Source organism: Protofrankia sp. Cr2, assembly GCF_963555885.1.
Classification (GTDB): domain Bacteria; phylum Actinomycetota; class Actinomycetes; order Frankiales; family Frankiaceae; genus Protofrankia.
This window is the reverse complement of record NZ_CAUVXG010000011.1, coordinates 51,977-74,720: the sequence shown is the minus strand read 5'-3', so window position 1 is coordinate 74,720 and position 22,744 is coordinate 51,977. Positions and strand designations below refer to the sequence as shown.

Below are 22,744 nucleotides of genomic sequence, written 5' to 3'. Positions count from 1 at the left end.
CGAAAGGATGTGAATCCGATGCTGCTGGAGAAGCATCCGATTCACATCCTTTGGTTCCTGACCGGAGCGTGCCGGGCGAATGGGCTGGAACGCCGCGCGATGGCGGTCGCCGACCTGTCAGCGGCATCACGGTCGGGCAGACTGGACATGGTTGACGACCGGAGAGAAAGGATCGGGCGATGTCCAAGATCACGCCGTGGCTGTGGTTCGACACCCAGGGGGAAGAGGCTGCCGAGTTCTATACGTCGATTTTCCCGAACTCAAAGATCCTCGATGTCACTCGCTATGGCCAGGCCGGACCCCGTCCGGAGGGCACGGTCATGACCGTCACCTTCATGCTGGACGGGCAGGAGTACGTCGCTCTCAACGGCGGGCCGGAATTCGCGTTCTCCGAGGCGATCTCGTTGCAGGTCAGCTGCGGTTCTCAGGGCGAGGTCGACGAGTATTGGAGCAGGCTGTCCGACGGCGGCCAGGAGGGCTCCTGCGGTTGGCTCAAGGATCGGTACGGGCTGTCCTGGCAGATCATTCCAGCCGCGCTGGGCGAGGTGCTCGGCGATCCCGACCCCGGGCGGTCCCAGCGCGCCATGTTGGCGATGCTGGCGATGAAGAAGATCGACATTGAGGAGCTGCGGCGCGCCGCCGACCAGGCGTAGGTACCACGGGCAAGGCGCCCGAGAACCAGGTCGATCCGCGTCTGCCCGACCGGGCTATGCGTTGACCGGGCTATGCGTTGACCGGGCTATGCGTTGACCTGGCCATGCGTTGACCAGGCTATGCGCCGACGGGAAAATGCGTTGACCTGATACCGGGTTCACCTCGTACTGTTCTCATACGTCGGTGGTGTGGTGACCGTTCGTCGGTTGTGTGGGGTGGCGCGGTGGTCCTCCCCCGGACCGGAGCAGCGGTGTGGCAGCCTTGCCGCCGTCTGGACCACCGTCCCGCCGCCGAGAGAGACCGCATGCTGATCCGACTCCTGCGGGCCCACCTCGGCCCGTACACCCGGCCGATCACGATCGTGGTCGGCCTGCAGTTGGTGGCGACGATCGCCATCCTGTACCTGCCGACCCTGAACGCCGACATCATCGACCACGGGGTGATCACCGGCGACACGGACTACATCCTGCGCACCGGCGGGATCATGCTCGGGATCGCCACCGTACAGATCCTCTGCTCGGGCGCCGCAGTGTACGTCGGCGCCCGGATCGCGATGGCGCTCGGCCGGGACCTGCGGGCGGCGCTGTTCGACCAGGTGCAGTCGTTCTCCATCCGTGAGGTCGGTCGGTTCGGCGCACCATCCCTGATCACCCGGGCCACCAACGACGTCCAGCAGGTTCAGATGCTGGCGCTGATGAGCTTCACGCTGATGGTGTCCGCACCGATCATGTGTCTGGGCGGTATCGCGCTGGCCCTGCACCAGGACGCCACGCTGTCCACCCTGCTCATCGTGATCGTGCCGCTTCTCGGCGCGATGATCATTGCGATCGTGAGCCGGATGCAGCCGCTGGGCCGGGCGATGCAGGAGCGCCTCGACGTCGTCAACAGGATCCTGCGCGAACAGCTCAGCGGGTTGCGAGTGATCCGTGCCTTCGTCCGCGACGACTACGAGCAGCGCCGGTTCGGGGTGGCCAACGCCGAGCTCACCGACGTCGCGCTGCGGTTCGGCCGGCTGATGGCGCTGATGTTTCCGCTGGTGCTCACGGTCGTGAACGTCGCCAGCGTGGCCGTGCTGTGGTTCGGCGCGCACCGCATCGACGCCGGCCAGATGCAGATCGGCGCGCTCACAGCCTTCCTCAGCTACCTCATGCAGATCCTGATGTCGGTGATGATGGCCACCTTCATGTTCATCATGATCCCTCGTGCCGAGGTGTGCGCCGAACGCATCGGGGAGGTGCTGGCCACCGAGTCCACGCTGTTGCCGCCGGTGAACCCGGTGCGTTCCCTCGACCGGCACGGCGAGCTCGAGCTGGTCGACGTCGGGTTCGGCTATCCCGGAGCCCAGGCGTCGGTGCTGCGCGGGATCAGCATTCGGGCCCGGCCCGGCCAGGTCACCGCGATCATCGGTGGCACCGGTAGCGGGAAGACGACGTTGATCGGCCTGATCCCGCGGCTGGCCGACGCCACGCAGGGTGCCATCCTCGTTGACGGCGTCGATGTCCGCGAACTCGACCCGGCGTTGCTGGCCGCCACCGTCGGGCTGGTCCCGCAGAAGCCCTACCTGTTCTCCGGCACGATCGCAACCAATCTGCGCTACGGCAACCCGGCCGCCACCGACGCCGACCTGTGGCACGCACTGGAGATCGCGCAGGCGAAGGAGTTCGTCGAGGCCATGCCCGAGGGCCTGGACACCGTGATCGCCCAGGGCGGGACCAATGTGTCCGGCGGCCAGCGTCAGCGCCTTGCGATCGCCCGGGTGCTGGTCTGCCGCCCGGAGATCTACCTGTTCGATGACTCGTTCTCGGCGCTGGACTACGCGACGGACGCGCACCTGCGGGCCGCACTCGCCCGGGAGACCGGCGCCGCGACCGTCGTGATCGTCGCTCAGCGGGTCGCCACCATCCGCGAGGCCGATCAGATCATCGTGCTCGACGGCGGCGAGGTGGTCGGTACCGGCACCCACCACCAGTTGATGGCTGGCAACACCACCTATCGGGAGATCGTGCTCTCCCAGCTTACCGAGGAGGAGGCCGCGTGACCCGCCAGGCACCGGTACCCAGCCAGACACCTGGCCCGGCAGGGGTACCGGGCCAGGCACCGGCACCGGGCCAGGCACCGGCACCGGGCCAGGCAGCGCGTCGAGGTCCGGCGCCCATGGCTGGTCCGGGTCGCTTCTTCATGAGTCAGGGCCCGGCGGAGAAGTCCATGGACTTCGCCGGGTCGGGCCACCGGCTGCTCGGTCTGCTGCGTCCCCAGGGCCACCTGTTCGGCGTGGCCATCGGGCTGGCGACGGTGAGCGTCGGGCTCACCGTGCTCGGCCCACGGCTGCTCGGGCATGCCACCGACCTGGTCTTCGCCGGGATCTTCAGCCGGCGGTTGCCGGCCGGCACGTCGAAGGCGCAGGCTGTCGCGCAGTTGCGCGCCACCGGCCACGGCACCCAGGCCGACCTGCTCTCCTCGCTCGACGTCACGCCCGGTCATGGAATGGACTTCGCGGCGATCGGCTCCGTGTTGCTGTGGGTGCTCGTCGTCTACGCGCTGGCCGGGCTGTGCGGCGTCGCGCAGGCTCGGCTCGTGAATGTGGCCTTGCAGCGGGTGCTCAGCGGGCTACGCGGGGACGTGCAGCTGAAGATCTCTCGGCTGCCGTTGCGCTACTTCGATCGCCAGCCGCGGGGTGAGGTGCTCAGCCGGGTCACCAACGACATCGACAACCTCGGGCAGAGTCTGCAGCAGAGCCTGTCACAGGTCATCGCATCGCTGCTGACCATCGTCGGCGTGCTGTCGATGATGTTCTGGATCTCCTGGATGCTGGCGTTGATCGCGCTGGTCACGGTGCCGATATCGATCACAATCGCGGCGCGGATCGGGAAGTTCGCACAGCCGCAGTTCGTCGCCCAGTGGAAGATCACCGGTCGGCTCAACGCGCACATCGAGGAGATGTACACCGGGCACACACTGGTCCGGGCTTTCGGGCGGCAGGAGGAGTCCGCGCAGCTCTTCCGTGACCACAACGAGCGGCTCTACGCCGCCAGCTGGCGCGCACAGTCCATCTCCGGACTCATGCAACCGGCGATGCTGTTCATCGGGAACCTCAACTACGTGCTGGTGGCGGTCGTCGGTGGCCTGCGGGTCGCCTCCGGCGCGCTGTCGATCGGTGACGTACAGGCGTTCGTCCAGTACTCTCGGCAGTTCAGCCAGCCGCTGGCCCAGGTCGCGAGTATGGCGAACCTGCTGCAGTCCGGGGTGGCCTCCGCGGAGCGGGTGTTCGACCTGCTGGACACAGCCGAGCAGGAACCCGACCCGGCCACTGCGGCGCACCCGGACCGGCTGCGCGGCCGCGTCACCTTCGAGCACGTCATGTTCCGTTACGAGCCGGACCAGCCGCTGATCGAGGATCTGTCGCTGACCGCGGAACCCGGTCACACCGTCGCGATCGTCGGTCCGACCGGTGCCGGCAAGACCACTCTGATCAACCTGCTGATGCGGTTCTACGACGTCACCGGTGGTCGGATCACCCTGGACGGGGTCGACATCGCCGCGATGTCACGGGAGGAACTGCGGGCGAGTATCGGCATGGTGCTGCAGGACACCTGGCTGTTCGGCGGCACGATCGGGGAGAACATCGCCTACGGCGCAGAGGGTGCCACCCGGGAGCAGATCGTCGCTGCCGCGACTGCCGCGCACGTCGACCGGTTCGTGCAGACCCTGCCGGCCGGCTACGACACGGTGCTCGACGACGAGGGCGCCGGTGTCAGCGGCGGGGAGAAGCAGCTGATCACCATCGCCCGGGCGTTTCTCGCAGAGCCGCTGATCCTGGTCCTGGACGAGGCCACCAGCTCGGTGGACACCCGTACCGAGGTATTGATCCAACAGGCCATGTCGACCCTGCGGGCGGGGCGGACCGCGTTCGTGATCGCGCACCGGCTGTCCACGATCCGGGACGCGCACACGATCCTGGTGATGGAGAACGGCGCGATCGTCGAACAGGGCAGTCACGCCGAGCTGCTCACGGCCGACGGCGCCTATGCGCGGCTGTACCGGGCCCAGTTCGCGCAGGCGGTCGCCGAGGTCTGACCGGACGGCCCGAGCCTCTCGCCGGCGGCCCCGCTCCTTGATCCACGCCCCTATTGCCGGGCGCTCTTAACGATGTGAATCTGATGCTCCTGCCACAACACCAGATTCACATCGTTCCCACAGAGCGACCGGCAACAGGGGACGCGGCCTCGCGGGGCTGGGGCGAAGGGATGCTCGGGTAGCGGTCAGCCGCGCAGGGGGGCGTGGGCGAAGGCTGCCACACCTTCGTCGAAATCGACCGTCGGCTGATAGCCCAGAGCGTCGCGGGCCAGCGCCGAGGAAGCGGTCACGTGCCGGACGTCACCAGCGCGATACCAGCCGGTGACGACGGGTTGCGGGCCGCCGTGTGCCCGGGCCAGGGCGCCGGCCATCTCGCCGATCGTGTGGGGCTGGCCACTTCCGATGTTGAAGGCCCGCAGCCGGCCCGGTGTGGCTGCTCCCGGCGCCAGTGCGAGGACGTTCGCCCGGGCCACGTCATGCACGTGGACGAAGTCACGCAGCTGTCGGCCGTCCTCGAAGACCTCGGGCGCGGCGCCCCGCTCGAGCGCACTGCGGAAGATGGACGCGACTCCCGCATAGGGGGTGTCGCGGGGCATCCGGGGGCCGTAGACGTTGTGGTAGCGCAGCGCGATGGCCTGTGCGCCGGTGCCGACCGCCCACGCCGCGGCGAGGTGTTCCTGCGCGACCTTGGTGGCCGCGTACACACTTCGCGGCTCCAGCCGGGCATCCTCGCCGACCAGGGTCGGCTCCAGTGGCTGGCCGCAACTGGGGCAGGGCGGCTCGTACCGCCCGGCTTTGAGATCCACGTCATGGCGGGGAGCCGGCCGTACCGGCCCGTCGGCGGCGCAGCGGTAGGCACCTTCGCCGTAGACGACCATCGAGCTTGCCAGGACCAGTCGGCGCACACCGCGGCTGGCCATCGCAGCCAGTACCACCGCGGTACCGAGGTCGTTGTGCGAGGTGTAGGCCGGCAGGTCCCCGAGGTCGACACCCTGGCCGACCATGGCGGCCAGGTGGCACACGGCGTCCACCCCGTCGAGTGCGGCGTCCACCGTGTCGGCATCCCGCACGTCGCCGACGACAAGATCGACACCCTCGGTCGGGAGCGGGCGTCCTCGGTGGATCGCCGGGTGCAGCGCGTCGAGCACCCGGACCTGCTCACCGGCCTGTACCAGGGCTTGGACGAGGTGAGAGCCGATGAACCCGGCGCCGCCGGTGACGAGGATCCGCACAACGGCGACGGTATAGCCGGGTAGGGCGTTGAATCCTTACGAGCCGGGAAAACATCACGCGGTGAGCGGCAGCGCCACGACGAACCGGCAGCCGCCGGCGATGTTGTGTACGGTCACGTCGCCGCCGTGTGCCTCGACGATGCCGCGCACGATCGCCAGCCCGAGGCCGGACCGGCTGCCCTGATCGGCGCGCACTTCTTGATCATGTTGTCGGTGGTCATGTCGGCTGTCGTGCGGGCTGTTTCGGGCGCTGATAGTGCCGGTACCAGCACTGTCAGCGAGCCCGCGTGGCGTGCGCGCGGTCTCACCCCGGAAGCCGGTTTCGAACAGTCTGCCCAGGTCGGTCTCGGGAATGCCGCCGCAACTGTCCGCGACCGCGAGCACGGCGCGCCGGTCGGCCACCTGGCCGGTCACCGCGACCGTACCGTCGCTCGGCGTGTGCCGGATGGCGTTCACCAGCAGATTGGTCAGGACCCTGCCTACCTCGGCCACATCGATCTCGACCTTGGCGGTGCTGTCGGCGTCGCCGTGGAGCAGTACGCCCTTGGCGCGGGCGAGCGGATCGGCGGCGGCGACCGCATCGGAGATGACATCACTGAGCGCGACGCGCTCCAATGTCAGCTCAAGGGTCCCGGCGTGGAGCCGGGACAGCTCGAACAGGTCGTCGACCATGGTGGTGAGGCGTTCACAGGCGCGCACCATGGTGCGGTGGTAGCGGGCCACGGTGGCGGCGTCGGTGACCACCCCGTCGTCGAGGGCCTCGGCGGTGGCGCGGATGCCGGCGATCGGCGTGCGCAGGTCGTGGCTGACCCACGCGACCAGCTCGCGCCGGCTGGCTTCCAACGCCCGCTCCCGCTCCCGGGCCGCGACCAGCCGGACGTGGGTGTCGTCCAGCGCGCGGGCGATCGCCGCGAGCTCGGCCGTCGGCGGGGTCGCCCGCGACGGTCGGTAGCCGTCCTCACCGAGGTGGCCGGCCGCGTCGGTGAGGGTCACCGATGCCCGGGCCACCGGGCGTCCCAGCCAGAGCGTCGTCGTCGTCGCGGCCACCGCGGACACGGCGAGCACGATGAGCACGACATCGAGATCGTGGTTGGAGAGGAACATCGCCTCCGCGGTCCCGGCGACACCGGCCGCCATCGCGCCGACTCCGACGACGACCACAGCCGCGCCCCAGATCCGCACCGATGCGCGCCACAGCAGCCGCAGCCGCAGCAGGGGTACGGCCAGCACAGTCGCGGCCAGCGAGCAGCCGAGCGCGATCCCGGCGATCTCCAGAAACGCCGTCATGCCGGGTCCACGGCCCGCACGCGGCTCGCCTCGCACCGGTACCCGACGCCCCAGACGGTCACCAGCACCTGCGGCGCGGTCGGGTCGTCCTCGATCTTCTCCCGTAGCCGTCGGATGTGGACGGTCACCGTCGAGGGGTCGCCGAAGGTCCAGCCCCACACCTGTTCGAGCAGTGCCGGCCGGGAGAACGCCTCGCCGGGGTGCGCCAGGAGGAAGGCGAGCAGGTCGAATTCCCGGACGGTCAACGCGAGTGGCTCGCCGTCGCGGGTAGCCGTCCGCGCGGCGACGTCGATGACGAGACGTCCGGTCCGCAGCACGCCGCGGCCCGCCGGCGGCGGCTCCAGCGTGCGCCGCAACACCGACTGGACGCGCAGTACGAGTTCACGCGGCGAGAAGGGTTTGGTGACATAGTCGTCGGCACCGGTCTCCAGCCCGGCGATGCGGTCGGACTCCTCGCCCAGCGCGGTCAGCATGACGACCGGGACCAGACGGTGTTCCCGCAGGCGCCGGCACACCTCCAGTCCACCGATCCCGGGCAGCATGAGGTCCAGCACGACCAGGTCCGGCGGCCGATCGACAGCCGCGGCCAGCGCGGACGGGCCGTCAGCCGCCCGGACGACGTCGAAGCCGGCATGCGACAGATAACGGTCGACGACGTCGGCGACGGTCGGATCGTCCTCGACGAGCAGTACGCACACCACCCGCTCACGGTAGTGCGCGTGCCGGCCCGCAGGCGCTGTCGTCCCCGGCTGTCCCCGGCTCGTAATATCTGCGTGGCCCAGGGCGCACATTCCGGATATTTCGGGGCTGATGTTCCGTGTTCTGTAATGAATTCCGCCACAATCGGTGACTAAACTGCCGAGTATGGTTACTGAAAGTCAGATCGGCGGCGACGTCATCGCCGACGACGACGGCCTTGTCACTGTGGATGTCGCCGTGGATGTCACCCCGAGTGTTGCTGTGGATGTCGTCCTGCCCTGTCTGGACGAAGCCGCCGCCCTGCCATGGGTGCTGGCGCGCATGCCCGCCGGCTACCGGCCGATCGTGGCGGACAACGGTTCCACCGACGGCTCGCCGACCATCGCCCGGGAGTTGGGCGCACACGTGGTGCACGTGCCCGAACGCGGCTACGGCTCGGCGGTGCACGCCGGCCTGCTCGCGGCCACCGCACCGGTCGTCTGTGTCTGCGACGCGGATGCCTCCCTCGACCCGAGGGACCTGCCGCGTCTGGTCGGGCCGGTCGACGCCGGCAGTGCCGATCTCGTGCTCGGCCGGCGCCGGCCGACGGTGGCCCGCGCGTGGCCGTTGCATGCACGGGTCGGTAATGCGGTGGTCGCCCGGGAACTTCGCCGGCGTGTCCGGGTGCCGGTCTGCGACATCGGCCCGATGCGGGCAGCCCGTCGCGAGGACCTGCTCGCGCTCGGTGTCACCGACCGACGGTTCGGCTACCCGCTTGAGCTCATCGCGCTGGCGGCGGCGGCGCAGTGGCGCATCGTCGAGCTCGACGTCGGCTATCTGCCCCGCCGCGGCCGGTCCAAGGTCACCGGAACCGCGCTGGGTACGGTCCGCACGATCCGGGACATGTCCGCGGTGCTGGGACGGCTGGCGTGAGGCTGCTGGTCATCGCCAAGGAACCGGTGCCCGGGAAGGTCAAGACCCGGCTCACCCCCCCGTACAGTCCGGCCGAGGCAGCCGCGTTGGCCGCGGCCGCGCTCGCAGACACCCTGGACACCGTCGTCGAGGCATGTCGGCGCCACGGCGCCCGGCCGCTGGTCGTGCTCGAGGGCAGGCCCGGCGCCTGGCTGCCGCCGGACGTGCCAGTGATCGACCAGGTCGACGGACCGTTCGACGAACGCCTCGCCGCCGCCTTCGACACCGCGTCGGGCGAGCCGGCCCTTCTGATCGGGATGGACACGCCACAGGTCAGCGCCGGTGTGCTCGTCGCGGCATGCCAGGCGTTGGAGCAGGCCGACGCCGTGTTCGGCCGGGCGCTCGACGGCGGCTGGTGGGCGCTCGGGCTGCGCCGCGCCGACGGTTGCGTCGTGCGTGGCATCCCCACCTCGACAGCGCGGACCGGGGCGCTCCAGCACGCCCGGCTGCGCGCGGCGAACCTCACCGTGGCCGAGCTGCCGGCGCTTCGTGACGTCGACACCGCCGCCGACGTGGAGCCGGTTGCCAGGCTGGCACCTGCCGGGCGGTTCGCCGCCGCGGCACGGGCACGGGAACGTGTCGGGGCGTCCCGGTGAGTGCTCGGTCGGTCGGCCTGCGCCCGGCCACCGTCTACGAGACCGCTTTGCGTTCGTCGGAGTCCGCGCTGTGGGCGACGGGCCGCCGTGGGCGCAGGCGGCTGCCGGTTGCCGCGTGGCTGGGCGCTCCTGCCCCTGCGGACGAGTTGATCCTGGCTCGGTGCACCGGGCCGACTCTGGACGTCGGTTGTGGGCCGGGGCGCCTGACCGCCGGCCTGGCCTCCCGCGGGGTTCCCGCGCTCGGCATCGACGTGGCGCCGTTCGCTGTCGGGTTGGCCCGGCGGACGGGTGCGTCGGCGTTGTGCCGTGACGTGTTCGGTCCATTGCCGGGGGAAGGGCGCTGGCGTGAGGTGCTGCTGATCGACGGCAACATCGGGATCGGCGGGCAGCCGCGACGCCTGCTGGCGCGCGTCGCGCGGTTGTTGGCACCGGGGGGCTCGGTTCTGGTCGAGCTCGACCCGCCGGGCACCCCGAGCGGGGCGTACTGGACGCGGTTGGAAGCCGGCGGCCTGGTCAGCGCGCCGTTTCGCTGGGCGGGCGTCAGCGTCAACGGGATGGGGCCGCTCGCCGCAACCGCGAACCTGCGCGTCGGCGAGACGTGGCAGTGCTCCGGTCGGCATTTCGCCCGGCTGGTGTCCACCGCCGGCAGATGGACATGAGCGCGGACATGATCACGGACGCCACGGCCCGGCCACACCTGCAGCCCGGCGTGGGTCGACCACGTTCCCGGTGGGCGATGGTCACGGCATCGGCGGCGCTGGTCGGCGTGCTCGGCCTGGAATACGCGGTCATCGCCCAGCCGGGCCCGCTGCCGGGCCGGGCACCCGTGCTGTACCTGACCCTCGGCTGGTGGGCGGCGGCCGCGCTCGGGGTGGTGCTGCTGATCCGCGTGGCGCCCCGGCGGGTGGCCGCGGGCCTGCTGCTGGCCGGCGCCGTCGCGGTGCACGGCCTTGCGATCACATCCGGGCCGCGGATGAGTGACGACCTCTACCGCTATGTCTGGGACAGCCGGGTGCAGGCGTCCGGGATCGACCCGTACCGGTACGCGACGGACTCGCCGGAGCTGGCTCACCTGCACGATGCCTGGCTGTGGCCCGACGATGGCGGCTGCGCCGCGATCGGCCGGGGCCCGGGATGCACGCGGCTCAACTACCCGCGGGCGCACACGATCTACCCGCCGGTCGCCCAGGCGTACTTCACCGTCGTGCACTACCTGCCCGGTCCGCCGCGCGAGCACAAGGTCCAGTTCTATGCGGCGCTGGCGTCACTGGCGCTGACCGTGCTGCTGATGCGGACGCTGGCGGTATCGGGCCGCGATCCCCGGCTTGCCGCAGCCTATGCCTGGACGCCGCTGGCCGGCCTGGACATCGGCATCGACGCGCATGTCGACGTGGTGGCGGCGCTGGCCGCTGTGGGTGGGCTCGCGCTGCTGTCACCGCGGATCGGTGACCCGGGCGGCTCACCGTGGCGGCCCTCGGCGCGACGCGCCGCCGTGGCCGGCGTCCTGCTGGGGGTCGCCGTGGCGGTGAAGCTGTACCCGGCGCTGCTGCTGCCGGCCGCGGCGCGGCGCCACCGTCTGGTGGTGCTCACCTCGGCGATCGGTGTGGTCGCCCTGTCCTACCTGCCCCACGTCGCCGTGGTGGGAACCGACGTCCTCGGCTTCTTACCGCAGTACCTGTCGGTCGAGGGGTATCAGGACGGCGGCCGGTTCCTCCTGTTGGGTCTGATCGGTCTGACCGGCACATCGGCCAAGGCCGTCGCGGGGGTCGTGCTGGCCGCGGTCATGATCGCGATATGGCGGTCCGGTCCGGACCGGGTCGGCGCCGAACGTGGCGCCCTGTGGCTGTTCGGGACGGCCTTCCTGGTTGCAACCCCGGTACAGCCCTGGTACGGCCTGCTGCTCGTGGTGCTCGCCGTGCTGGCGGGCCGGCTGGAGTGGCTGGCCGTCGCCGCCGCGCCCTACATCCTCTACATGGCGCTGTTCACCGACCTCGCGGTCACCGACAACATCGCCCGGCCTGGTGGCTACCTGCTCGGTGCGGCCGTGGTCGGCGTTGTCGGTGCCGGTCGGTCGGTGGTCAGTGCCCGTGCGAGGTCGAGCCGCCCGGGTAGTTGCCGCCGCCGTGGTCGGTGTCGATCGTGTCGTAGTCCTTGGCCCCGTTGACGCGTGGCAGGGCGTCGACGAAGACGACCGTCCGAGGCTTCTTGAACGACGCGATCTGGGCCCGGCAGTGTTCGATCAGCTCGGTGTCGGCCGCGTTCGCACCGTCGCGCAGGGCGACCACTGCCTTGACGGACTGTACCCAGCGGTCATCCGGGACGCCGATGACGGCGGCCTCCCGGACTGCCGGGTGACGTTCGAGGCAGGCTTCGACCTCAGCCGGGTAGATGTTCTCCGCCGCTGATTTGATCATCCGTGTCGCGGTGCCGACGAAGGAGATGCGGCCGTCGGGCAGCCGCCGTCCCAGGTCGGTGGTGTGCCAGCCGCCGGTTCGGGTCCGGTGCGCGTTGTCCTGCGGTCTGTCCCAGTAGCCCGCGTGGACCAGCGCGCCACGGACGACGATCTCTCCGACCTCGCCGTCGGGGACCTCTGCGCCCTCCGGCCCGACGATCGTGATCCGGGCGAACGGGACAGGACGCCCCACCGTCGGGCTCCACTCCTCGTGCCCGAGAGCGGCGTAGAGGCAGAAGCCGGTCACCTCGGTCTGACCGAATCCACCCATGTGGCGGCCCCAGGGACTGCCGTCGGGGGTGACCATGTCCGCCCAGCCCGCAATCATCGTCAGCGGGCTGCGCAGGGAACGCAGGTCGAAACGTCGGTCACGGTTGGTCTCGACGAGCGCTGCGACCTGCGGCGGCATCAGGAAGGCCGAGGTGCACCGCTCGCCTTCGATGAGTCGGCACAGCTCCTCGGGGTCGCTGCGGCGGACGAAGACGTTGGTGCCGCCCCAGACGAATGTCGTCGCGGTGTGCTGGAAGGTGCCGATGTGGAACAGCGGACCGGAATTGAGGAAGATCTGGTCGCTATCCGCGTAGAAGAGGGCGCCGATGACGCTGGCCTGCGCGACCAGGTTCGCCGAGGTGAGCATCGACCCGGCGGGCCGACCCCCGTGCGCGGCCGTGTAGATGACGAGCACGGGGGCGTGCGGATCGGGATCCGCGGGCGGGCGCGTCGGGTCGCCCGCGGCCAGGAAGCCCTCGTAGCTGTCGGGCCCGTCTCCGCCCGGTGCGCTGTCGTCCGATCCGTTGGTGTCGTGGCGCAGCCAGAGCGCAGTATGGGTGGCCCGCTTGCGTGCCTCCCGGACGGTCGGTCCGATCTCGGTGTCCTGCCAGACGATGACGGTGGGCCGCAGGTCGTCGATGACGAACGCCATCTCCTCGGCCGAGTGCCGCCAGTTCACCGGGCAGACCATGGCGCCGAGCCGTGCGCCCGCCAGGACCAGCTCGAGTGCCCGGTGGCAGGTCTGCCCGAGCCACAGCACCCGCGAGCCAGGTGTGACACCTGCGCGGTGGAGTGCGCCGGCGAGCCGGGCGACCCGATCGTCGAGCTCGGCGTAGGTCACGCGGTGCTCGGCGCACACGGTGGCGGTTCGGCCCGGACGCGAGCGGGCGTGTTCGGCGAGAAGTTCCGCGAGCGTCGGCCAGGTGCCGACCGGTACCGCGGACATCAGGTGTCCACCCGGTGCGGTTCCACCGAGCTGGCCCGGGTCCTGTCGATGATCGTTTCGTTCACGACGGTGCTCTCCATCCTCACGGGCGATATGGTAGATCTGGTCTAATCATAAAGCTAATATCTCTGTTTCAGTCGGTCGACCCCGGCTCGGCGGAGCCCCGCACCGGATGGCCGGTCGGCCGGTCGGGCTGTGCCGTAATAATCATGTTTCTCATTAAACCTTTTATGCTATATTCACCTGGGCTTGTACAATGGGGAGGCGCAGCGGTGTCGGATGCTCGGTCGGATGATCGCTACTACCAGCCCGCGGCGGAGACGATGCCGCGGGCGGAGCTCGAAGCCTTACAGGAGCAACGGGTCGTCGAGCTGGTGGAGTACGCGTACGAGCGGTCGCCGTTCTACCGTGAGCGCTGGGACGCGGCTGGTGTCCACCCGCGCCAGGTCCGCTCGTTGGACGACTTTCGCCGACGCATTCCGTTCATCGACAAACAGGATGTCCAGGGCTTCCGTGAGCGCAGCGGTGACCCGTTCGCCGGGTTGCTCTGTGTCGACCGCAAGGAACTCACCTCGCTGACGTCGACGTCCGGGACGACCTCCGAGCCCGAGTTCTTCCCGGAGCGGTGGGACAGCGCTCATCCCCTCGTCACCGGCACCGCGCGCGATCTGTGGGAGCTGGGCGTGCGGCCGGGGGACACGGTCGTGGTGCCGCCCGGCACCTTCCGGGGTTTCTGGGACTCGCTGTTTCAGCTGCTCGGTCTCGTGCCGCTCTACATCGACACGTGGATCGGCCAGTGGGGGAACGTCCTGGACGCCATCGAGCAGTACCGGCCGGCATACGTCCAGCTGCTCTACCCGATGGTCGTCGAGATCGAGCGGCTCGCCGACGTCCGGGACGTGCGGACGGCACTGGCGCCGCTGAAGGCGGCCAGTTTCGCCGGGATGCCGCTGGGCCGCACGCTGACCGCGAAGGTCCGCGACGAGTGGGGCGTGAACCTCTTCCTCTACACCAGCGCCGGGGACACCGGCACGGCGTGGGAGTGCTCCGAGCACGATGGTTACCACCTGTGGGAGGACATGGTGCTCGCCGAGCATCTTGACCCGTCCGGGGTCACCGCCGTCGCCGACGGCGCGATCGGGGAGCTGGTCGCGACCGACCTCGACAACATCACCGCACCGTTCATCCGATTCCGGTCGGGTGATCTGGTGCGGCTGACCCGTACGGCCTGCGGCTGCGGCCGCACCCATGCGCGGCAGTGGCCGGTCGGTCGCAAGGGCGACGAGACGGTCGTGGACGGTACCCTGGTCGGCGTCCAGGATGTCTGGGACGCGCTGGAGACCCTGCCGGAGACGGCGGACGGGATCTTTCAAATCATCCGGCCGACCCGGGTCGTCGACTCGCTGCGGCTGCGTGTCGGCTATACGCCCGAGCTCACCGGTGACCTCGTCGACCTGCTGGTGCGGGCACGCGATGTGGTGGCCACCAAGGTCGGTGTCACCCCGGAGGTGGAACTGGTGCCCGCGGGCGAGATCCTCAGCCGGTCCGCCAGCGTCGCGAAGTTCCCCCGGTTGGTGAAGGCGTGAGCCGCGCGTCGATCGTGGAACGGGCGCGAGCGCTGCCGCGCGCCGAGATCGCCGGCATCGGCCGTTTCACCGTGGCCGGGCGGCATCACGACTTCACGATCACCTGGGATGATCTTAAGCGGGCCGGCGCATGGCACCGCGGTGCACTCACGGCCTGGGGTTTCGGGCCCGGGGACAGCGTCCTGATCACGTCGGTATCCTGCGAGGGGATCTGGACCGGCGGGTTAGCGCAGGCGCTGCGTGATCTCGGAGTCGTCTTCGCGCTCGCCGAGTCCTACAGCTGGGACGCTCGCCGGGTGGGGACCTTCGCCCGGCGGCTGCCGCTGGCGGCGGTGTTCGGGCTCGGCCGCGAAACCGCCGAAGCACTGGCGGCCACGGCGAGTCTCGACGTGCTGGCCCCGGTGCCGCACCTGTTCGCCCGCCCGGATGCCCTCCCGATCCTGCGTGGCGCAGACCTGAACCCGGTGCTGTTCGCGCCGATCGGGCCGACGGTGGCGGTCGAATGCCCGGAGCGGGCCGGCGGGCATGTCGACGCGCAGCGTTGGTCGCTGCGTGCCGTCGACGGGCAGCTTTGGTGCTCCGGTGCCGACGGACGTCCGGGCGGCCTGTTCGAGGTTCCCCTCGGGGTGGGCGGCACCGTACGGACCGGCCGATGCGCGTGCGGTAGCGACGATCCGCGGGTGCTGCTGGCCTGACCCGCTGCGCGATGCCCGGCCGGCACAGCGGGTTCCGGCCGGCCGGGAGCGATCAGCGATCGTTGGACGAGGCTGCTTCCCAGGCCGGGTGCTCCCGGCGGGCCCAGTACCGGGGTACCAGACCGGTACGCATGCCCAGGCGGGCAACCGGGTCCCGGCTGGCGAACCAGAGGTGGCCGGCGACGACGGCGACGACTGCATAGGCCAGCCAGTCATGGACGAAGGTGGCGCCGGTGCGCCAGCGCACCGGCCAGGCGTTGGCGTAGCGCATGAGCAACCCGGTGCCGAGCATGACCAGGATCGAACCGGCGACGAACGCGGCGTTGAGCTTCTGACCGGGGTTGAACTTGCCGATCGGGATCCGGCCGGCGCGGCGGTCCCGGCTGCGCAGCCAGGCCCGGTCCGCAGCGGTGAAGCGGTTGAGCAGGCTCAGGTCATGGCGGTAGGCGGCCGACACGACGCCGGCCAGTATCGGCACCGGCAGCGCGATCCCGGCATAGACGTGCACCGCCGCCACCAGGTGGCGCCGGCCCACCAGAACCGACAGCGGCCCGAGGTAGAGCATGGCCGCGGTGGCGACGCACAGGCCCATCAGGGCCGCGGTGCTCCGGTGCACCCAGCGTTGCGTCCGGGTGAAGCGGCGCAGGAGCTCAACTGGTTGCGTCATCGTCACGTCCGTTGGAGTGCCCGACCCAGGCGTCGACGTCGTAGCCATCCTGTTCCCAGTAGCCGGGTTGGACACGATCGGTGACCTCGATGTCGCTGAGCCATTTCAGTGATTTGTATCCGTACATCGGTGCCACATACAGCCGGACCGGACCACCGTGTTCATGCGTGACCGGAGCTCCGAGCATGTTCAGGGCGACCAGGACGTCGGGCCGCCGCGCCTGGTCGAGGGTGAGGCTTTCGGTGTAGACGCCGTCAAACGACCGGATTGTCACCGCCTGTGCGCCCGGCTGGATCGCCACCGCGTCGAGGAGGTCCGCCAGCGCGACGCCGGACCAGGGCACCGCCGCCACCCGCCAACCGGTGACGCACTGGAAGTCCCGGGTGAGCGCGGTCTGCGGCATAGCGTGGAGTTGGTCGAGGGTGAACGTCGCGGGTCGGCCCACCAGGCCGGTGACACGCAGGCGGTAGTCCGCCGCGGTACGGGTCGGCACGCTGGCGGTCACCGAGTAGAAACGGAAGCCGCCCGCATCCGGGAGCAGGTTCGTCAGCCCGGTCGGATCACCGTTCTGTATCGGCGCGAGGATGCGCTCAAGCCGACGCTGGATCCCGGCGCCGGTCGCCACACCGACTGTGCCCACGGCAAGCATACCGATGATGACGCGTCGACCGACCGGGGAACCTGCCGCACTCATAAGGATCAGCCAACACGCTCACGGTGGCAATGCGCAACCCTTCCACCGGGCACCCATTATTAGGTATAATAATTTGATTAAAAATATTACGTCTCTCATCATACGTCGAGCGAAGCGAGGAAGAACCGTGGAAGGCAGGGTCGCGATCGTGACAGGCGGCACCCGCGGCATCGGTGCCGCGATCACGGAGGTGCTCGCCACCGAGGGCGCCCACGTGGCGGCCGTCTACGCCGGTAACCACGCGCGTGCGGACGGGTTGCGTGAACGCCTGGCCGACCGCGGTGGTTCAGTCAGCGTGCACGCCGGGGACGTCGGCGACCCGGACTTCTGCCGCAAGCTGGTCGACGACGTGCTCGCTGAACACGGCCGTGTCGATCACCTCGTGAACAACGCCGGGCTGCTGGTCGAGAACAGCGCATTGCGGATGACTGATGAGGACTGGGACCGTGCCCTGCGGGTGAACCTGTCCGGCCCGTGGTATCTCGCCCGTGCAGTACTCGCCCCGATGGTCGAACGCCGCTTCGGGCGCATCGTGAACGTGGGGTCGGTGACCGCCGCCATGGGTAGCCCGGTAGAGATCGGGTATGGGGCCGCCAAGGCCGGTCTGCTGGGGATGACGCGTTCGCTCGCCCGGGCCGTGGCGCGTAAGGGGGTCACCGTCAACCTCGTTGTTCCCGGCGTCTTCGAGACGGATATGACCAATTCGATGGCTCCGGCCGCGCAGGACGCGATCCGCGCGATGATCCCGTTGGGTCGGCGCGGCGATCCATTCGAACTCGCGCACGCCGTTCGTTTCCTCCTGGACGACAATGCGGGTTACCTCACCGGATCGGTGGTCACCGTCGATGGCGGCCTGAGCATGGGCGCCTAGCCGTCGCCTGTCCGTCGGGTTTCCCGGGCCGCTGATGATCTGGAGGATGTCCGCGTCGCTGACAGCCCGACTACGGATAGCGAACAGATCAGCGTCCTGCCGGTAGTGCCCGACCGGCCGGTTCATGCGGGAACTCGTTGGGCAGGACCGGGATGTGGGCGAGTCCGATGATGTACATGTCGTCACCTCTGGTGACCGGATCGGTGATTTCTCCGATCCAGCGGGGCGGAGCAGGGAGGAGGATGACTGGCCGCTGCTGGACTGGGCGTTCGAGCAGTCCCCGCTCTATCTGGCGCTCTACGACGTAGACCTGCGGATCCGCCGGATGAACACCGCAGCGCGCCATCAGCTCGGCCTGCACCAAGCGGACGAGCGCGGGCGATACCTGGACGAGTTGCTGCCGGCCCTGCCCGGGCTGGACGTGGTTGCCGAGCAGCTTCGCCAGGTGGTGGAGACGGGCCAACCGGTGCACGTCACGGTTGTCGGTCCCGTTCTCATCGACTCCGACAGCCGGGCGTTGGCCATCAGTATGTCGCCGGTCAAGGATCGGGGCGGGCGGATCCGAGGCGTGTACAGCGCGGCATTCGACATCAGCGAGCAGTATCGGGCCCAACAGCGGCTGGCCTTGTTGAACGAGGCGAGCACCCGTATCGGCAGCACCCTGGACGTGGCCCGGACCGCGCAGGAACTGGCGGAGGTGGCCGTTCCCGACCTCGCCGACTGGGTCAGCGTGGACCTGCTCGAATCGGTGTACCAGGGGCACGAACCGGTTGCCGGTCCGTTGCTCGGCCCGGTCGCGCTGTGCCGCGCCGCGCATCAGTCGGTCATCGAAGGCTGCCCCGAAGCCGTGGTCGAGCTGGGGCAAATGGACATCTACCCGGACTACTCGCCTGCCGCCCAGGCACTGGCGGCAGGACAGTCCAGAGTGCACCACATCTCCGACCCCGACATAGCCCACTGGGTCGCCGCGGATACCAACCGGACCGCCGCGGCCCGCCGGTACGGGTTCCATTCGGTGATGTACGTGCCGTTGCGTGCCCGTGGTACCACCGTGGGCGTGGTCACCTTTGCTCGTCACCGGCGGGCGGAACCGTTCGAGCAGGATGATCTCATCCTTGCCGATGAACTTGCTGCCAGGGCGGCCGTGGCCATCGACAATGCCCGTCGCTATACCCGTGAACGCGCGACCGCGCTCACGCTGCAGCGCAGCCTGCTTCCGCAGAGACTGCCCGCGCAGACAGCGGTGGACGTCGCGTCCCGGTACCTGCCCGCCGGTACCGACATGGGGGTAGGGGGAGGCTGGTATGACGTGATCCCGCTGTCCGGGACCCGCGTTGCGCTGGTCGTCGGGGACGTTGTCGGTCACGGAGTCCACGCTGCCGCGACCATGGGTCGACTGCGCACCGCGGTGCGCACCCTCGCCGATGTCGATCTTGCCCCTGAGGAGCTGCTCACCCGGCTTGACGACGTGGTCACCCGGCTGGCGTTTGAGGAAGGACCGCCGCCCGCCGCCGTCGCCATCGGTGACGAGAACGTTGGTGATGAGGACGTTGGCGCCGTCGCCGCTACCTGTTTGTATGCAGTCTACGACCCGGTGTCACATTGCTGTTCGTTTGCCAGTGCCGGTCACGCCCGGCCCACCCTCGTGACCCCCGATGGCACCGTCGACGTCCTCGACCTGCCGGCCGGCCCTTCGCTGGGCACAGGTGGTCAACCCTTCGAGGCCGCCGAGTTCGATCTGCCCGAAGGCAGCCTGCTCGTCCTCCATACCGACGGACTTCTCAAAGCCGGTGGCCGCGACACCGACGCGGGTCTTAGCGCGTTGCGACGCGCGCTGGCCTATCCTGCACTGTCACTGGAAATCCTCTGTGACACCCTGCTTACAGCCATGCTCCCGGACCGTCTCAGCGATGACGTCGCCCTGTTGGTCGCCCGGACACACGTCCTTGATGCCAACCAGGTTGCGATGTGGGACCTGCCGGCGGATCCGGCCGTCGTCGCAGGGGTCCGCGAGCAGGCATCCCGCCAACTCGCCAGCTGGGGGCTGGGCGAAGCCACCTTCATCACCGAGCTTGTCGTCAGCGAACTTGTCACCAACGCCATCCGCCACGCCCAGGCTCCGCTCCAACTGCGACTGATCTTCGATGGAAGTCTCATCTGCGAGGTCTCCGACGCCAGCAGCACTGCTCCACACCTGCGCCGGGCGCGCGTGCTCGACGAGGGCGGACGCGGCCTTCTCCTCGTCGCCCAGCTCACCCGGCGTTGGGGCACCCGCCACACCCGTAGCGGTAAGACGATCTGGGCTGAGCAGCCCCTTGCCGCACAGCCTGCCCCGGCAGGGCCCGACTTCACCGGCTGACGTCAGGCCAGTATGCCTCATCATGGCGGGCGTTCGTAGGGGCTGTCCGTCGGCAGCCACCCCCACCAGGCGGTGCATCCAGCGGCAGTGGTTAAGTAGCACACGGCAGCCTTGGGTTGTCCTGGTCGCAGCGGGTTCGGGCGTTACGCGGCCGGGACGGTGCCGGTCGGGACCGTAGCGGGCGTTGCCGTGCCCATCAGGATGACGGGGTCTGACTGGGCGATGCGCCGAATGGGTACGCGCCGAGCGCGCGTGGGTAACGGAGGTTGGATGAGCAGGGCCGGAACGTTCCAGTTTCGGATGGTGACTGTCGGCGCCGCCGCGTGTCTCACGTTCCTGACCGCAGCGTGCAGCGGATCGACGTCAACCGCCGTGCGGGACGCGTCGGTGACATCGGTGTCCCCGGTGCCCCCTGCCACGGACCTGCCCACCGACCTGAATCTGACATCGTCACCGGCACCGACGGTGTTTCCGACGGACATCGTGACGGCGACGGCCAGCGCCGACCCGCTCAGCAAATCGATCATCCCGACGAATTTTCCGTTCCCGGACGGATCGACCCACGTAATCTCCAACAGCAAGCCCACCGACGCGACGATGAGCTTGAAGGGAGTGACCCCGGCCGCGGCGGCGGACTTCTACCGAAAGGCCCTGCCCGGTATCGGTTACAAGCTGTTCCAGCAGTCCACGTCCGACGGAAGAACCAAGGTCACTTTTTCCGGACACAGCCAGAGCGTCGAGATCCTCGCGGGTGGCACCACCTCACCCAATCTCATCGTGATCGTATTTACCCAATGCAGCACCGCGGTGCAGGGGGCGGCGATTCCGACGCGTCGAAGTGACCGGGTCGCGTGCCAGTGAGAATGCGCGGATTAGACCGGCCGGTCCGAGCGTCGGCAACGTCGACCACGCGGATGACACGATTTGCCGGTACCGCTGCATAGCGGCATCGCCATCCGGTTCCGGTTCCGGCTTGCCGTGGCCTGCTACGCGGGCCACGGCAGCGTCATCTTCACCGGCCGCTTCACCGGCCGCCTTCAGCCATGCCAGGGCCATCGCGCGGAGTTGACCGCCACGACGAGAAGATCCTGGTGCCATCGGCTGTGCGGTCCTGACGAGTGGAAGGTTGGCATCCCAAAAAGCCATAAATCGGACGCAGGATGTACGTCTACCGTCCACTCGTGCCGGCACGCTGGGGTGCTGGGCCGCGCGGCCAGTCGGGCAGCCGGCCGGGCGGTCAGCCGAGCAGCACGACCACGCCGACGAGCAGGACCATCTTGGCAATGATCGCGATCTCGGCGGCGCGGCCGGACACCTGATGAATTCCGGCGGCGTCCAGCAGATGGGGAACCGCCATCCGCACCTGCGGCCAGAGCGTCAGCACTATACCGGTGCCGGCCGCGGCGACCAGGGTCCGAGTGGTCGCGGACCCAGGGGCGAGCACGCCGGTGATCGTGGTCGCCGCGACGACCGCGACGGCTTTGATCCCGGCGAAGCCGGTGATTACCGTCCCGATCCGCAACAGAACCACAGCGACGACTCCAGCCACAAAGATTGACACAAGAGCCGTGGCCGCGGTGTCGGGGTCTACCCGTACCTCGGCGAGCCGGGCCATGTGTACTCCCGGTGCAGCCTGGTCGAGTCGTGCGAACCACAGCGAGACTGCCGTGAGCAGGGCGACGACCGCCTCCACCAACCGCAACACCGCCAGGGCGGATGCGAGCATGACCAGCCTACGTCCCCGGCGGTGGCCGAACCGGGACTTCGACGCGGTCGGTCGATGTGCGTCCGACGGTGCCGCTGCGGATGGATTCCTGAGCGTCATCACGTGCGCTCCTTCCCGATGGCCTTCGCTGTCATCGGCAGGATGCTCCGCAATCATGTGGACGGGGTGAGAGCAGGAGAGGAATACCCATGAGCAGGGCACAGGATGCCTTCGCCATGACCTCCGGGGGAAATCCGTGAACCCGCGCCATCCCGGGAACTGATCCGACACCTGCTCCATCCGACATAATATTCACTTTTCGATCGGACGGCTGCGTCCGTCGACGAGGTCGCGGTCCCGGCACTTATGGCGGTGCTGGGCGTCGATCTCCGGATGTCGGGGCGGGGTTTCCGCGCGACTTATGGACCGTCGCGGCCGGCTGAGATGCTGTTTCATAACGGAACGTGATATCGAAGGTGTGCCCGCCGGGTGGAGCCGTGCGACACGGACCTCACGGCGCGGATGCTCGAGCATCGGATCTTCCGATCGGTGGCAGCGTGTTGCAAGGCAGACCGGGCAGTCGCAGATGTGGCAGGTACCTACCGGAGGTGGAAAACCCGATATGGCAGAGCGGAAAACGCAACGGAATGTCGAAGACTGGGCACACGACCTTCCCGCCGGCTTCATAGAGTGCCGCACCATGGGCCACCGGTGGGAGCCACATACCGCAGCGTGGGACAAAGAAGCCAGGGCATACCATGTCACGCATGAGTGTGACCGTTGTGGGACCCAGCGCAAGGCCTGGTGGAGTAGAACGGGAGAAATCTCCTCAGCCTCTTATAGCTATCCCGACGGCTATCTCACGAAAGACGTCGGTTACATCGGCGCCGCCGGGCGGGGTGTACTGCGCACGGAATACCTGACCCGCGTCTTCAGCGGCAGCGTCGACAGCGCCAACGGCAAGAAGTCGCCATCGTGACCCCGTCACGCCAGCCGGCGTCGTCAG

At 69.1% G+C, this 22,744-nt stretch carries 19 protein-coding genes; 12 read left to right on the top strand and 7 right to left on the bottom strand.

All coding sequences use genetic code 11. From position 1 onward, the window contains the following. Window positions 1-179 precede the first annotated feature (179 nt). The 3 genes from U9978_RS08065 (at window position 180) to U9978_RS08055 (ending at window position 4,728) form a co-directional block, all read left to right on the top strand. On the top strand, window positions 180-653 hold the full coding sequence (locus tag U9978_RS08065; protein ID WP_322760436.1) for a VOC family protein: 474 nt from the start codon (window positions 180-182) through the stop codon (window positions 651-653). Between the two features lie 305 nt (window positions 654-958). Beyond that, the gene (locus U9978_RS08060; RefSeq protein ID WP_322760435.1) at window positions 959-2,692 is read left to right on the top strand and encodes an ABC transporter ATP-binding protein; all 1,734 of its coding nucleotides are present in this window, start codon (window positions 959-961) and stop codon (window positions 2,690-2,692) included. A gap of 116 nt (window positions 2,693-2,808) precedes the next feature. After that, window positions 2,809-4,728: an ABC transporter ATP-binding protein gene (locus U9978_RS08055; protein ID WP_322760434.1), complete on the top strand. Its 1,920-nt coding sequence runs from the start codon at window positions 2,809-2,811 to the stop codon at window positions 4,726-4,728. 185 nt (window positions 4,729-4,913) lie between these two features. Here the strand turns inward: U9978_RS08055 and U9978_RS08050 are convergent, their stop codons facing one another. Genes U9978_RS08050 through U9978_RS08040 form a run of 3 tightly spaced genes read right to left on the bottom strand, consistent with a single transcriptional unit; the run spans window position 4,914 to window position 7,948 of the window. Continuing rightward, window positions 4,914-5,960 (bottom strand): NAD-dependent epimerase/dehydratase family protein, encoded by a 1,047-nt coding sequence (locus U9978_RS08050; RefSeq protein ID WP_322760433.1) that lies wholly within the window; start codon window positions 5,958-5,960, stop codon window positions 4,914-4,916. Window positions 5,961-6,014: 54 nt separating this feature from the next. Then, the gene (locus tag U9978_RS08045) at window positions 6,015-7,247 is read right to left on the bottom strand and encodes a HAMP domain-containing sensor histidine kinase (RefSeq protein WP_322760432.1); all 1,233 of its coding nucleotides are present in this window, start codon (window positions 7,245-7,247) and stop codon (window positions 6,015-6,017) included. After that, complete coding sequence (locus U9978_RS08040) at window positions 7,244-7,948, bottom strand: response regulator transcription factor (protein WP_322760431.1); 705 nt, start codon at window positions 7,946-7,948, stop codon at window positions 7,244-7,246. The genes U9978_RS08045 and U9978_RS08040 overlap by 4 nt, the downstream gene beginning before the upstream one ends. A 259-nt stretch (window positions 7,949-8,207) precedes the next feature. On the opposite strand from U9978_RS08040, the gene U9978_RS08035 reads away from it, so the two are divergent. From U9978_RS08035 to U9978_RS08020, 4 genes are read left to right on the top strand one after another with little or no spacing between them, the layout of a single operon-like run. Next, window positions 8,208-8,858: a glycosyltransferase family 2 protein gene (locus U9978_RS08035; protein WP_416210892.1), complete on the top strand. Its 651-nt coding sequence runs from the start codon at window positions 8,208-8,210 to the stop codon at window positions 8,856-8,858. Then, window positions 8,855-9,493 carry a TIGR04282 family arsenosugar biosynthesis glycosyltransferase gene (locus tag U9978_RS08030; protein ID WP_322760429.1) on the top strand — a complete coding sequence of 213 codons (639 nt, stop codon included), beginning with the start codon at window positions 8,855-8,857 and terminating at the stop codon, window positions 9,491-9,493. Before U9978_RS08035 ends, U9978_RS08030 begins: the two co-directional genes overlap by 4 nt. Beyond that, window positions 9,490-10,152: a class I SAM-dependent methyltransferase gene (locus U9978_RS08025; protein ID WP_322760428.1), complete on the top strand. Its 663-nt coding sequence runs from the start codon at window positions 9,490-9,492 to the stop codon at window positions 10,150-10,152. Before U9978_RS08030 ends, U9978_RS08025 begins: the two co-directional genes overlap by 4 nt. Next, on the top strand, window positions 10,149-11,657 hold the full coding sequence (locus tag U9978_RS08020; protein WP_322760427.1) for a glycosyltransferase 87 family protein: 1,509 nt from the start codon (window positions 10,149-10,151) through the stop codon (window positions 11,655-11,657). The genes U9978_RS08025 and U9978_RS08020 overlap by 4 nt, the downstream gene beginning before the upstream one ends. Here U9978_RS08020 and U9978_RS08015 read toward each other — a convergent pair. Continuing rightward, a complete protein-coding gene (locus tag U9978_RS08015; protein ID WP_322760426.1) occupies window positions 11,572-13,161 on the bottom strand; it encodes an AMP-binding protein in 1,590 nt (529 codons plus the stop codon). The two genes, U9978_RS08020 and U9978_RS08015, sit on opposite strands and share 86 nt — an antisense overlap. A 272-nt stretch (window positions 13,162-13,433) precedes the next feature. Here U9978_RS08015 and U9978_RS08010 point away from each other — a divergent pair, with 272 nt between their 5' ends. Both U9978_RS08010 and U9978_RS08005 read left to right on the top strand, forming a co-directional pair. Further along, a complete protein-coding gene (locus U9978_RS08010) occupies window positions 13,434-14,747 on the top strand; it encodes a hypothetical protein (RefSeq protein WP_322760425.1) in 1,314 nt (437 codons plus the stop codon). Beyond that, on the top strand, window positions 14,744-15,442 hold the full coding sequence (locus tag U9978_RS08005; RefSeq protein ID WP_322760424.1) for a hypothetical protein: 699 nt from the start codon (window positions 14,744-14,746) through the stop codon (window positions 15,440-15,442). Before U9978_RS08010 ends, U9978_RS08005 begins: the two co-directional genes overlap by 4 nt. Window positions 15,443-15,494: 52 nt before the next feature. On the opposite strand, the gene U9978_RS08000 is transcribed toward U9978_RS08005, so the two are convergent. Continuing rightward, window positions 15,495-16,109 (bottom strand): cytochrome b/b6 domain-containing protein, encoded by a 615-nt coding sequence (locus tag U9978_RS08000; protein ID WP_322760423.1) that lies wholly within the window; start codon window positions 16,107-16,109, stop codon window positions 15,495-15,497. After that, complete coding sequence (locus tag U9978_RS07995) at window positions 16,093-16,803, bottom strand: molybdopterin-dependent oxidoreductase (RefSeq protein WP_322760422.1); 711 nt, start codon at window positions 16,801-16,803, stop codon at window positions 16,093-16,095. Before U9978_RS07995 ends, U9978_RS08000 begins: the two co-directional genes overlap by 17 nt. Before the next feature lie 127 nt (window positions 16,804-16,930). On the opposite strand from U9978_RS07995, the gene U9978_RS07990 reads away from it, so the two are divergent. From U9978_RS07990 to U9978_RS07980, 3 genes are all read left to right on the top strand, one after another. Then, window positions 16,931-17,674, top strand: coding sequence for a 3-oxoacyl-ACP reductase family protein (locus U9978_RS07990; RefSeq protein ID WP_322760421.1), 744 nt, complete (start codon window positions 16,931-16,933; stop codon window positions 17,672-17,674). Between the two features lie 154 nt (window positions 17,675-17,828). Further along, complete coding sequence (locus U9978_RS07985; RefSeq protein WP_322760420.1) at window positions 17,829-20,033, top strand: SpoIIE family protein phosphatase; 2,205 nt, start codon at window positions 17,829-17,831, stop codon at window positions 20,031-20,033. A 270-nt stretch (window positions 20,034-20,303) separates the two neighbouring features. Next, on the top strand, window positions 20,304-20,894 hold the full coding sequence (locus tag U9978_RS07980) for a hypothetical protein (protein WP_322760419.1): 591 nt from the start codon (window positions 20,304-20,306) through the stop codon (window positions 20,892-20,894). Window positions 20,895-21,270: 376 nt separating this feature from the next. Here U9978_RS07980 and U9978_RS07975 read toward each other — a convergent pair whose 3' ends face one another. Then, window positions 21,271-21,861, bottom strand: coding sequence for a histidine kinase (locus U9978_RS07975; protein WP_322760418.1), 591 nt, complete (start codon window positions 21,859-21,861; stop codon window positions 21,271-21,273). Window positions 21,862-22,744: the final 883 nt, after the last annotated feature.